This window comes from Brevibacillus sp. Leaf182 (assembly GCF_001423865.2).
In the GTDB taxonomy this organism is placed as follows: domain Bacteria; phylum Bacillota; class Bacilli; order Brevibacillales; family Brevibacillaceae; genus Brevibacillus; species Brevibacillus brevis_C.
In genome coordinates this window covers 4385-15785 of sequence record NZ_LMPN02000012.1, presented here as the reverse complement: position 1 = coordinate 15785, position 11401 = coordinate 4385, and the positions used below count along the sequence as shown (strand labels likewise).

16 protein-coding genes are annotated in these 11401 nt (G+C 46.3%); all 16 read left to right on the top strand.

From position 1 onward, the window contains the following. Positions 1-1329: phage portal protein (locus ASG16_RS02005; protein WP_111914358.1), on the top strand; the 1329-nt coding region annotated here is incomplete at its 5' end. After that, entirely contained in the window at positions 1326-2234 is a 909-nt protein-coding gene (locus ASG16_RS02000) for a minor capsid protein (protein ID WP_111914354.1), read from the top strand. The genes ASG16_RS02005 and ASG16_RS02000, both read left to right, overlap by 4 nt. 52 nt (positions 2235-2286) lie before the next feature. Further along, on the top strand, positions 2287-2499 hold the full coding sequence (locus ASG16_RS01995; protein WP_056495855.1) for a ribosomal-processing cysteine protease Prp: 213 nt from the start codon (positions 2287-2289) through the stop codon (positions 2497-2499). Then, complete coding sequence (locus ASG16_RS01990) at positions 2496-3155, top strand: hypothetical protein (RefSeq protein WP_111914352.1); 660 nt, start codon at positions 2496-2498, stop codon at positions 3153-3155. The genes ASG16_RS01995 and ASG16_RS01990 overlap by 4 nt, the downstream gene beginning before the upstream one ends. Positions 3156-3171: 16 nt before the next feature. Next, positions 3172-4146, top strand: a complete 975-nt coding sequence (locus ASG16_RS01985; RefSeq protein WP_111914350.1) for a phage major capsid protein — start codon at positions 3172-3174, stop codon at positions 4144-4146. A 22-nt stretch (positions 4147-4168) separates the two neighbouring features. Continuing rightward, entirely contained in the window at positions 4169-4342 is a 174-nt protein-coding gene (locus ASG16_RS30810) for a hypothetical protein (protein ID WP_198674178.1), read from the top strand. Further along, positions 4323-4640: a hypothetical protein gene (locus tag ASG16_RS01980; protein WP_056495858.1), complete on the top strand. Its 318-nt coding sequence runs from the start codon at positions 4323-4325 to the stop codon at positions 4638-4640. Before ASG16_RS30810 ends, ASG16_RS01980 begins: the two co-directional genes overlap by 20 nt. Next, positions 4628-5017, top strand: coding sequence for a hypothetical protein (locus ASG16_RS01975; RefSeq protein ID WP_056495861.1), 390 nt, complete (start codon positions 4628-4630; stop codon positions 5015-5017). Before ASG16_RS01980 ends, ASG16_RS01975 begins: the two co-directional genes overlap by 13 nt. Continuing rightward, on the top strand, positions 5017-5511 hold the full coding sequence (locus tag ASG16_RS01970) for an HK97 gp10 family phage protein (RefSeq protein ID WP_106656881.1): 495 nt from the start codon (positions 5017-5019) through the stop codon (positions 5509-5511). The genes ASG16_RS01975 and ASG16_RS01970 overlap by 1 nt, the downstream gene beginning before the upstream one ends. Then, positions 5504-5986 (top strand): hypothetical protein, encoded by a 483-nt coding sequence (locus ASG16_RS01965; RefSeq protein ID WP_111914348.1) that lies wholly within the window; start codon positions 5504-5506, stop codon positions 5984-5986. The genes ASG16_RS01970 and ASG16_RS01965 overlap by 8 nt, the downstream gene beginning before the upstream one ends. Further along, entirely contained in the window at positions 5961-6146 is a 186-nt protein-coding gene (locus tag ASG16_RS01960; RefSeq protein WP_056495864.1) for a YqzN/YkzM domain-containing protein, read from the top strand. Before ASG16_RS01965 ends, ASG16_RS01960 begins: the two co-directional genes overlap by 26 nt. After that, positions 6147-7562 carry a phage tail sheath N-terminal beta-sandwich domain-containing protein gene (locus ASG16_RS01955; RefSeq protein WP_056495867.1) on the top strand — a complete coding sequence of 472 codons (1416 nt, stop codon included), beginning with the start codon at positions 6147-6149 and terminating at the stop codon, positions 7560-7562. An 11-nt stretch (positions 7563-7573) separates the two neighbouring features. Beyond that, positions 7574-7975: a phage tail tube protein gene (locus ASG16_RS01950; RefSeq protein WP_056495870.1), complete on the top strand. Its 402-nt coding sequence runs from the start codon at positions 7574-7576 to the stop codon at positions 7973-7975. 33 nt (positions 7976-8008) lie between these two features. Then, complete coding sequence (locus ASG16_RS01945; protein WP_111914346.1) at positions 8009-8440, top strand: phage tail assembly chaperone; 432 nt, start codon at positions 8009-8011, stop codon at positions 8438-8440. 200 nt (positions 8441-8640) lie between these two features. Next, positions 8641-10980 carry a phage tail tape measure protein gene (locus tag ASG16_RS01935; protein ID WP_111914344.1) on the top strand — a complete coding sequence of 780 codons (2340 nt, stop codon included), beginning with the start codon at positions 8641-8643 and terminating at the stop codon, positions 10978-10980. Positions 10981-11023: 43 nt separating this feature from the next. Beyond that, positions 11024-11284 carry a selenium-binding protein gene (locus ASG16_RS01930; protein WP_056495873.1) on the top strand — a complete coding sequence of 87 codons (261 nt, stop codon included), beginning with the start codon at positions 11024-11026 and terminating at the stop codon, positions 11282-11284. The last annotated feature ends 117 nt before the right edge of the window (positions 11285-11401 follow it).

Here is an 11401-nt window from a genome sequence, read left to right as displayed (position 1 = left end):
ACGTCATACATTGCCAGTAACCCTATTCGCTATTCTGCCAATGAAGAAGGAACAGACGTGGAAAAGTATGTTAAAAAGCTGCAAGCTGTCCTGATGGCTAATGATGAAGAGAGCTTGTCTTATGACATTATCGAAGACGGTTCAATTGACGGAGAGGTTTTCGAATACTACTACTTCGACGAGGATGGTCAGATATGCATTGCTGAGTTCAAAGCTGACGAATGTATTGCTGTGTATGACACAACCGTTAAGGCGAAGCTTATTGCTGTCATTCGCTACTACACATTGACGGATGCCACTAAGAACACCAAGACCATGTTGGTTGAAGTATACGACGAACAAAAGATCACGTATCTTCGACAAGAAGGCTCAGCGCTCGTTTTGGACACTGGTCGTGAAGAGAATCCGGCGTTACACAACATCACGGTTCAGATAAAGGACCAGGATGGTAAGGTTCAACAAAAGCCTGTTGTCCCATGGACGCACTATGTCAATCGACGGCGGAAGCATCAGCAAAACCGCGATGATGGGATGGTTGAGGGGATGGGCGATTTGTCAGACCTGAAGCATCTTATGGACGCGATTAATAAGGCTGTCACTGGTAAGGTAGATGTGCAGGAATACTTCAAGAATCCGAAAGTGCTGTTTGAGGACCTCGATCTAGACGACTTGATTCTTTACGATTCGGAAGGGAATTTGATCACCGATGTAGAGAAGAAAAAGCAGTATCTCGCAAAAATGTGGTCAACATCGCAAATTCTCGTCGGTGGTAAGGCGGTGCCGATCACTTGGGATTTGCAGGACCAGCATGAAGAAAACACGATCAATCGACTAATCGAATCCTTACTGGATCAAACAGGAACACCACACCTACGCCCTGACCAAGTGGGGACTGCTCCGTCCGGAATCGCGCTGAAAATCATTTTTTACCATGCAGATATTAAGGCTGGTATGAAAATGCGCCATTACGGTAAGGGGTTCCGTAACCGAATCCGAATTATTACTGGGATGCTGAATCGGAAATACAAAAAACAGTGGGATTATCAAGCTGTCGATGTAAAATTCAGCAAGAACATGCCAGTGAATCTGGTGGAAATGGTGGAGATCGTGACGAAACTGGTTGGTCAGTTGTCCCATGAGGAAAGACTGGCACTGCTACCGTTTGTTGATGATCCGCGTGCATCTCGTGAAAAACTGCTTGAAGAACAAGACGAAGAGGCTGAACGCAGAATGAGGATACTCGACCCCGACGCATTGGAGAACAAGGAGCCGATTTATGATGACGCGCCCCCTGACGATGAAAACAGTCCAGACGGTGACGCTGCATGAGCAGAGAGGAACGCTATCAAGAGGAATTGGAAGCGAGAATCGAAAAGCATGGAGTTAAATTAAAAAAGCTGTTCTCCAAAGCTAATAAAAGCATTGTGCAAGAAATCACTGACCTCTACGCCCGATTTGCTGAAAGTGGGGAAGAGTTAGTGTCTTTGATTTATAACGCCGCACGTCTCGACCTCATCATGACAAGCATAAAAACCATCTTGCACACCCTCCGCATGGAAGAAGAGCAGCAGCTAAGAATCACATGGGCGGAAGAGTACAAGCTCAGCCTGTTCCATCATCTCTATTTTCTTGAACAGGATGCACAAGTAGAAGTTCGGCTTCCGCAGATCAATATTGGGATGGTACTTGCTGCATTGGAGCGACCATGGAAAGGCAGGCATTTTTCCAAACGGATTCGCATGCGTACTGACCTGTTGGCGGCAGCCATGGAAGATGTAATTACTCAGGGTGCAACTCAGGGATGGGGTGTGACCCGAACAGCTAAGGAGATTACGAAAAGAACATCAGAGAGTTGGTCAAGCGCCCAACGCCTTGCTCGTACAGAACTAAACCGGGCTGCTGCCCAAGGGCAAACGATGGCTTACCAAGCCAATTCAGATATTGTGAGTGAAAAGGAATTTTGTGCCACGTTGGACAAGCGGACTTCTTCCGAGTGCCGCAAGCTAGACGGCAAGAGATATCCGCTTGACTATGATACAGCCGACAATCCAGGGCGTGAGGGTGAACGCATACCAAATCATCCAAATTGTCGATCGTACTGGCGGCCAGTAATGAAATCGAAGGTCTTGGAGAAGCTGGAACGCGAGCGCTCTTACCGGATTGATCAGGAGAGAGGCTACACTTCAGCACGCACCTATAAAGAGTGGGCAAAGGAAAAGGGACTGCCAGAGTAGCATCACGGAATCGTGGTGTTTTTTTTATTGCCTGAAAGGAGGCGAGTTCGATGTGATCAAGATTCAAGCGTATCTGGACAATGGTGAAATGAAAATACATGCGGTGGGTCATGCCAATTATGCAGATCATGGAAAGGACATTGTATGTGCTGGGGTTTCTACCATCATGCAAACCGCGTTGCTGGGGATTCAAGCAATAGCACAGCAATACCCGGATTATGTGTCTTTAGAAATTCAAAATCAGGAAGGAGAAGGAACGAAGTGAAAAAGTCTCAATGGTTATTCCGTTTGCAACGATTCAATGATGGCGGAGGGGAAGGTGGGCAAGGTGGTAACGATGGAGGCGGTGGTTCCGGTGGAGTTGCTGGAGCAAATGACGGAGGCGCACAACAAAATGGTGGCGGCGATAAGGGCGGGGAAAGTAAGCCTGCGGTAGCCTTTTCTTCAAAAGAGGAATACGATTCCGCACTACAAGGAGCGGTCAGTGACTTCTTGAAAGGGCTGGGCATTGAAAAGGCTGATGACTTAAAGGGGATCGTTGATTCCCATAAGCAAAAGCAAGAGGCTGAGAAAACTGCTGAACAAAAGCTGTTAGAGCGGGAATCTGACCTGAAGAACGCAAATGGTACAATCCAATCCCTCCGGATTGAAAATGCCTTCACTTTCGAGGCAATAAAGCAGGGGATTGACCCAGATAAATTGTCGGATGCGATTCGTCTGGCTGATCTGTCTAAGGTGGAAGTGACGGATGCAGGCAAGGTTAAAAACATCGATAAGCATGTTACTGAGTTGATCACTTCTAAACCGTGGTTGAAGGCAGATGAAACACCGCGGGGAACTACTCCTGGAGCAAAGCCACCAGCCAATCAAAAGTCTACCATTCCAAATATCTCAGACCTGCGTAAATTGCAGCGCATCTAAAAGGGGGCAATCATTCATGAATAGCATGGTACTGGTAAAGCAAGCACCACTTCATTTCGATTTGCAAAGATTCAATGAGGGAGTAACGTTCAGCAGCAGCCTTAGCGGATTGATTCCGGAAGAGACATCTCAAGAGATCATCAAGGATGTAGTCCGCGGTTCGGCTATTTTGAAACTTTCCGAACTGGAACCAATGACAACAGCAACAAAAAAGATTCCAGTATTTCTGGATAAGCCTGGAGCTTACTGGGTCGGGGAGGGAGAACGTATCAAAACTTCGACAGCTTCCTGGACACAAGTTACATTGACCGCTAAGAAGCTGGCTGTCATCATTCCAATGACAAAGGAAGCACTGGATCGCTCACGAATCGATGTGTTTGAGGAACTGAAGCCGTACATTGTTGAAGCATTCCATACTAAATTGGATGCAGCTACGATCATGGGGACAGAGTCACCGTTTACTTCTAACATCTTGGGGGCAGCTATTAATATAGGGAACAGCTTTACTCGCGGTTCTGTCGCGGGTCAGAATCTGGCCGATGATGTAAACAGCGTCATGGCACTGATTGAAGCCGATGACCAAGAGCCACGAGCGTTTGTTGGGCATACCGGATTAAAGACATCCTTGCGTGGATTGAAAAATAGCCAAGGTGATCCTCTTTACCTTTCATCTGTACGTGAAGGAGTAGCTGAAGATTCACTGTATTCGCTGCCGATTGAGTACAGCAGAAATGGTGCTTGGGACAAAACAAAAGCTGACCTGATTGCTGGTGACTTCAAAAAGGCCAAGACAGGCATTCTTAAAAATATCGAGTATGAAATCTTACGTGAGGCGACTCTCCACTCCATTACTGGAGCAGATGGGAAGCCTCTTTCTCTTGCTGAGCAAGACATGGTTGCATTGAAAGCTACGTTCCAAGTTGCGTTTCTTGTAATCAAAGAAGGGGCATTTGCTGTCCTGCGTCCTACCGGATTTGTACCAACACCTTAATTATTGAAAGGAGCAATCGTTCATGAAAAAACCAAATGATATGCTGACAATCACTGGTGGCAAGGAAAAGAAAAAAATTAAAGTGACGCGGAAAGCATTTGAAGTTGTGTACGAACCATTGGGATACAAGCTGGAAGATGACCCAGCGGCAGATGAAGAGACACCGGTGAACACCGATGGCAATTCTGACAAGTAGTGAGCTGATCAGTTTTTATGCTGAATTTGCATCGTGGGAGCCTAGTCGACTTGATCCAGTCATTCTTCGGGCGAATGTTTATGTAGAGGGACAGGTGACGGTACCTGACCCTGTCCCTCTTGAATTGAAACTGGCCGTTGCAATGGTGGTCAAAGACATGGCCCAAGATCGACGATTGAGCAGCACCAAGCAAGGGGATTATCAGGAGACGTTTTCCTATGTGAGCAATGATCCAAAAGTCGAAGGTATCCTCAAAAAATATAGCAAGAATAGGGGGCAGAAGCTGTGGATGATCTAACCGAATACAAGCGTCTTCTCTGCCACTCTTTTACCCTTCTCGATGTCGGAGGGGAACCTGAACCCTTCACGGGTGGCAATACGTCGTCAGAATGGCTCCGTGTGGCCCAGAATGTGCCTTGCAGGGTGTCGTCCGGTTCCCCCGGTCGCATTCAGCAGCTTACAGGGCGACAGGCGACGCCTCAGGACTTTCTCATGCACACTTTGTATGCAGATTTGAAAGCAGGCATGCGGCTCAAGATTGAGCAACCTGAATTTGCTGGCAACCTGTATAAAGTGAGTCTCCCTTATCCGGTCTATGGCGCTGAAAGCTTACATCATTACGAAGTAGTGATTACGATGATTGATACTGTCACGGGAGAGGAACCGGAAATCTAATGGCAAAGGTAGATAAGAGAGACCTGGAGCGTATGTACAAACGTTTGAAAAAGCATAACAAACGTGAAGTACAGGTTTCTATGGATCGTGTTGCCCGTATGGCTGGTATGCAGGTGTTACGGGGAGCTCAAGATAGGGTTCCAGTACGGGACGGGATTCTTCGTGCCTCTCTGGTTATTGGTCACAAGGAAAATGTATTTGATTTGGTCCTAAGTGGGCTTCGAGCTGAAATCACGGTAGGCACCAACCTGTCATATGCGCGTTACGTGGAAGAAGGGTTCACTCAGAGGAAAGGGCAATTTGTGCCGGGGTACTGGGATCGAGAAAAATTCATTTATGTCCCTGATCATCCAGACGGCATGATCTTGAAAGGGAAGCGCGTGCCTGGTGTTCACTATCTTGCGAGATCGACAGCAGAGGTTGAGTCAATCATGGACGAGTTGGTAAAAGAAGAGCTAGATGATTTAGCAAGGAGGCTGTTTCCAGATGGGTGATGATGTGCTGTCTGTACGACACTGGCTATTTTCTTTGACAGGAATCCAAACAGAGAATCTTTCTGTACCTAAGGACTTTAAACGGCCCATGTGGTTTGTTGAAGAGCCATTTCGTATTCCGGAACCACGGCGTGCTGATGCCTACCGAGAGAAAGGGACAATGAACTTTGTTCTGATGGCAAAGGATATAGAGCAACTTACGAGGTTATCTTTGGCTGTCAGGCAAGACCTTGCGGATCGGAGCTGGATTCTTCCACTCTACAGCCCGGACAAGAAGCAAGTGGGATATCTGCGAGAGTGTCGTTTGACCATGAGCAAGCCAGATAACTTAGACCGATCGTTTGAATTGAAGTACACCGTTTATATCCTTTATACTCCGGTGGTTTACGACCCGTTAGAAGTTATTCATAGACGCTACGATGAATCGCTTAGGAAAGGAGACAAACGTTATGGCTCGCAAACAGGAGCAGGATAAACCAGCTTATAAAAAAGAACAAATATTGCAGGTAGCAGAGCAGAAGTTCGGGTTAAACCGAACCGAAGCAATTGCTACCTTTTTTGATGCCCCAGACGAGATGACAGTTGATCAGGCAGAGGAATTCGTGAAGAAATTCAAGGAAAGGAAGGTGAAGTAAATGGCCGGACAATATCAGTTGGGAGAAAACAAGGTCTTATCCGGTGTCTACTCTTTTTTGAAGTCATTCATCAAAGAGCAAACAACAATCGGCAATCGTGGAAAGCTTGCATTACCAATCGTCGCGGATTGGGGCCCAATCGGGGAATTTGTAACAGTCCGATCCAAGGTTTCCGCAGAGAAAATCTTCGGAGTCACAGAAGCATTTAATCTGATTTGGGCAGCTAACCCTTATCCAACAGAGGTCTTGCTGTACCGCGTGGCGGGGGATAGTGCGGCTGTCGCAAGTGTGACTTTGAAGAGTAATGCAACTGATGTATTACTTGTGGAAGCCAAGTTCAAAGGCGAGGCTGGCAACAATTTGAAAGTCGTCGTGCAGCCAAGCTTGTTGGATGCTACAAAAACAGAGTTGCTGATCTATCGGGGAGCGGAGCTGGTGGACAGTCGGGCAGCGAAGACGGTGGATGCGCTGGTTCAGGCTTTCAGTGATAGCGAGTTTGTTGTCTTGAAAAAGATAGCTGATACGCTTCCCGAAGCCACAGCAGGTGTAAACCTGACTGGAGGTAACAGTGGAACCAGTGTGGAGGCAATAAAATACACGGCATATCAAAATGCGCTTGCGACTCAGAAAGGCAAGTACGGTGTATTTACCCTTGGAATTGCTGATCATGCCCTAAATGCGGCAGCAGAAGACTGGACTAAACAGCAAAATGCGCTAGGTAATTACATCAAGTTTGTTTTCGGCGGCGATGAAACAAGGGATAAAAACAAGCAAACCATCATGAAAGCATCTACCGATGTGAACCACATGGCTATTGTCAATGTAGGAAGTGGAGCACGTTGGAAAGGCAACACCTATGCGAGTTCAAAAGTGGCAATTTACATTGCATCCCTGATGGCTTCCCTGCCGCTTAATTACACGATGGCATTGTACATTACCCCGTTCGAATCCTTAACACATGAGTGGGACCCGGATACGGACTTAATTGAAATGGTGCAAGCTGGTGTGCTCATGCTGAACATGGACAATCAGCAGGTTATCATTCAGGAACCTGTAAATACCTTGACTATTCCGGGGCCTGATCAGTCAAAAGATTACGGCAAGATTCGGGTGGCTGACACCTTCCAGACCATTCTCCATGCAGAAGAGGAAGCAGGAAAGGAGTGGATTCGTCAGCAGCCAAACAGCAACAGTCCTGCCCGCCGCGCTGCCTTTTGCCAGATGATGAAGCAAGAGGTTTTCAGACCCCTTGCCACACTGGAAGTGATCGCGAATGATTATGAGTTTATCGAAGACCCGGAATATCACGGGGAGGACCCGATTTACACGCCTGCTCGTAATGCAGGCCATTTCATTGCTGGCTTCCGCCATCAAGATGCGCTCGAAAAAATTTATATCTACAACAAATCGAAGTGAGGTGATACAGCATGAAAGAAACGTATTCCGGTACCCATGGGCATTTTTACGACCAGAATGGAAGGGAACTCCCCGAGTGTATTGGCTTCGAGCTCACTGAGGAATTTGAGAAGGGAGAAAGTAAGAGGGCTGGGATGCTTCGGAAAAGACATCGTGTGCTGGCATCATCTGTTAGCATGACTGCTACATTTGAACGTACATCGGATATCCAGCAACTCATCATGGAAATTGCAGCAAACCCTGAAAAGAAAGTGAATTTCATTGGGGAACTCGACGACAAAATTGCTGGTAAGTATCGCGTCGCTGTGACTGGTTTTTGCCCCGATTCACTGTCATTAGCAAAATGGAGCCACGGTGAACTAGATGAAGATACATCCCTCGAAGGTACAGTTGACGACTACGAGTTTATTTAAAAAAATCAGGGCTATTCCAAGGAGGAACATCAAATGAGTCAGTTTTTGACGATGGAAGATTTTTTAAGCATGAATACGGAAGAAGTCGTAAAGGACGTATGGGATTGGAAAAAGAAAGGCGTCAAGTTGCCGATCCGATCGGTTTCCGGTGAAGTGTATTTCAAAGCAAGAAAGGCAGCGTTGAAGGTCTCTGTATCCGGTAAGAAGAGTAAAGCAGAACGGAAAGTGGAGTTTGATGACTTGCGTTTGAAAGCAGAGATCATCATTGCAGGTATCGATACGGATCGTACAGATTTTCGCATCGATTCTCAACAAGTGCTTGCGAAGTTCGGTAAGATTGCTGCTGTCGATGTAGTCCCTTGCATTTTCAGCCCGAATGAAATTGATGCACTTCATGAGGCAATCTCTAAGATCAGCGATTTCTCGGATGATGAGGAGGCTGAGGAAGAGGTAAAAAACTCATAAAAGAGAGTCCTGAGTTGGCTCTCTTTTCTTATATCTGGCAAGAGAAAGAAAGGCTACCGTCAGAAATTCTATGCCTACCAGAACGCGAAAAACAGTTCGTCTTGGTTTCCACAGCGATGGAAATGGAGCGTAAAGCAGAGCAGGCAAAGAAACTAGAACGACAAAAGGGTCGGCGGGTAAAGGGGAGGAGGAGATAACCAATGGCAGCGACAACAACTCTTGCCTTTGAAGACAAGATAAGTCGGCAACTTACCTCTCTCCTGCGTTTGCTCGGCAAAACCCTAGATGCTTTCGATGATGTGGAAGATGCTGCAAGTGATGTGGAAGATGCTATTGAAAACATGGATGACGGCGCGATCAGGGAAATGGAACGTGCCTTGGATGACACTTACCAGCAAGCAACAAGACTATCCCGGGAACTTTCTGATGTAGATCAAGAAGCCAGTGCCATTGATGGTAAAGGGGCTTCAAGGCTGGAAAGAGCCCTCCGTGAAGCTGCAAAAGCTGGTGATGAAGCAGCAGCATCACTTGAACATGTAGATGCCGTAGCAGGACACCTTGAGGAAATTGGCGGGCTGGCAACAGCAGGAGGCGCGGTCGTTACAGCCGGATTGTCTACGGCTGCTATGGCAGCGCACGACATGGATCAGGCTCTTGGCATTTTACAGGCGAATGTAGGTGCTACTGACGCTGAAATGTCGAGCTTGTCAGAAAGCTCCAAAGGGGTTTTCGCATCAGGTCTGGTAGAAACGCCATTGGAAGCTGCTGAATCGTATGGAAGGCTTCGCCAACTTTTAGAAGGTACAGACGAACAGATCGGGAAAGTGGCTGAAGGTGCTCTCGCACTTGAAAAGGCTTCTTTCGGTAATCTTGATCAAGCAAGCATTGCAAAAGCGTTGGATATGATGCAGGGGCAATGGGCTACTGACCCAATTAAAGGATTGGACATGATAACGGCAGCTTACCAACGAGTGGGTGACAAGGCAGATGATTTACTCGATACAATCTGGGAATACTCACCACAATTCGCGGAGGCAGGTATCAGTGCTGAAAAAATGATGGGGATGTTCGTTGCAGGAGCTGAAAAGGCATTTAATTTTGACAAGCTGGGAGATGCGTTCAAAGAGTCGTTCGGTATTCGATTGAACAAAGCGCTGGATGAGAAAGCCTTGGGCGCTCTTGAAGGTATTTTCGGTGAGGATAAACTGTTCAAAATGCTCGATCAAATCAAAGCTGGGGGAAAAGAGGCAGAAAATGCGATCATGACGATCACCGCAGGAATAGCTTCTATCAAGGATCAAAAGCTACAAGATGACGTCTTGGGAAACGTCTTTGGAACTCAGTATGAAGATGTTGGACGGGATGCTTTAATGTCCATGCTTAATGCTGGTCCACTTGAAGATTTTGCAGGAAAAACAACTGAAATAGTTGGCCAAGTTTCGAATGAATGGCAAGCGATGGCAAACGAAATGAAGTTGGCAATTGATCCGATAGGTGACTCCGTATTAGAAGTGGCTAAACCAATTGTTGGACTTCTTGCAAAGATTGCTAAAGGGATTGGGACTTTTACAAAAGAGCATCCGTTTATCACGAAGGTAGCTGTATCATTCCTGATGGTTGTTGCTGCACTTGCTATGGTAGTGGGTCCACTAGTATTACTTGCTAGTTTGTGGGGGCCAATAACGATTGGATTGAGAACCGCCCAGGTAGCTATGATGGGATTCAGTCTTTCTTCGCTAACTGCACTATGGCCTATTCTTCTCATAATTGCAGCAGTCATAGCCTTAATTGCCGTCGGTTGGTGGCTTTATGACAACTGGGATATGGTCAGTGCGTATATAGTTGCAGGGTGGGAATGGGTTAAAAATGCGGGATTAGCAGTGTGGGATGGAATTACAGCATATTTCAAAATGCAATTTGAATTCTGGAAAGGGCTGTTCACAGCATTTATCCAGTTCCTCACAGGTGACTGGTCGGGGGCATGGGAGACAATCAAGGAAACTTTTTTCAACGCCTTTACTACGATCGACGGCTGGTTTGATGGGTGGATAAGTGGCTTGTTTGATAGCGGCAAAAAAATCATACTGACAATCGTTGACGGGATCTTATCTGTTAAGGACGAAGTAGCAAATGCTATTGCCAGTGCACTAGAATGGGCTGATCAATTCTTACCACATTCTGATGCTGAGCTGGGTCCTTTTTCTCGCCTTACAGATAGTGGAATGGCTATTCCTGAGACTATGGCAATAGGTGTTGAAGCCTCAAGTGATTCATTAACTGCAGCGCTGGATAGCACTTTTAGTCAGGTTCCAAGTTATACACCTTCTATAACAAGTGGAAGTCAGACACGATACACAAGTCCAAATGAGCAGCCAGCTCCCCTATATATTGACTTTCATCCCACGATTCAATTGACCTTGCAATCAACAATCGAGAACACTGAGGATGAGTTAGAGAACCTATGTGAGCGAATTGCAATTATGCTTGCAGAGAAAGTAAAACACGTTTTATCTGGAACAGGTACCGTTGTGCTTGAATAAAAGGTAAAATATTCTCGTACTTTTTGATGGGGAGGAAACCTTAATGGGCATCTTTGGCGGAAAAAAAGAGACTGAACAGGAACTGGACATGCTTATCACCACGACAGATTCTATTGATAGACCATATGACCTCATTGGATTAGTGACAGCGACGACTTTCAAATTAAAAGTCGATCCAGAGGTTACCACAAAGGCATTGGCTGAAAAAGCGAAGGAAAAAGGCGCAGACGCCATAATTTGTTTTAGATATCAATACGAGGCTTCTCTACAAATAGCCTACGGTACCGCAATTAAATTCAAGTAAATAGGAAGGCGCTCTACAAAAATGTAGGGCGTCTTTTTTATTGGAGGTAAGGGAGATGAAATTCAAGCATCTGGAGTTCTGGCTAACCTGGAACAATAACGTTGAAAAGCTTCGTCT

Coding starts and splice junctions, on each gene's coding strand:
- ASG16_RS01960 (WP_056495864.1), top strand. CDS start 5,961: ATGGCTCGCAAACAGGAGCAGGATAAACCAGCTTATAAAAAAGAACAA.
- ASG16_RS01950 (WP_056495870.1), top strand. CDS start 7,574: ATGAAAGAAACGTATTCCGGTACCCATGGGCATTTTTACGACCAGAAT.
- ASG16_RS01930 (WP_056495873.1), top strand. CDS start 11,024: ATGGGCATCTTTGGCGGAAAAAAAGAGACTGAACAGGAACTGGACATG.
- ASG16_RS01985 (WP_111914350.1), top strand. CDS start 3,172: ATGAATAGCATGGTACTGGTAAAGCAAGCACCACTTCATTTCGATTTG.
- ASG16_RS30810 (WP_198674178.1), top strand. CDS start 4,169: ATGAAAAAACCAAATGATATGCTGACAATCACTGGTGGCAAGGAAAAG.
- ASG16_RS01935 (WP_111914344.1), top strand. CDS start 8,641: ATGGCAGCGACAACAACTCTTGCCTTTGAAGACAAGATAAGTCGGCAA.
- ASG16_RS01970 (WP_106656881.1), top strand. CDS start 5,017: ATGGCAAAGGTAGATAAGAGAGACCTGGAGCGTATGTACAAACGTTTG.
- ASG16_RS02000 (WP_111914354.1), top strand. CDS start 1,326: ATGAGCAGAGAGGAACGCTATCAAGAGGAATTGGAAGCGAGAATCGAA.
- ASG16_RS01980 (WP_056495858.1), top strand. CDS start 4,323: ATGGCAATTCTGACAAGTAGTGAGCTGATCAGTTTTTATGCTGAATTT.
- ASG16_RS01945 (WP_111914346.1), top strand. CDS start 8,009: ATGAGTCAGTTTTTGACGATGGAAGATTTTTTAAGCATGAATACGGAA.
- ASG16_RS01965 (WP_111914348.1), top strand. CDS start 5,504: ATGGGTGATGATGTGCTGTCTGTACGACACTGGCTATTTTCTTTGACA.
- ASG16_RS01955 (WP_056495867.1), top strand. CDS start 6,147: ATGGCCGGACAATATCAGTTGGGAGAAAACAAGGTCTTATCCGGTGTC.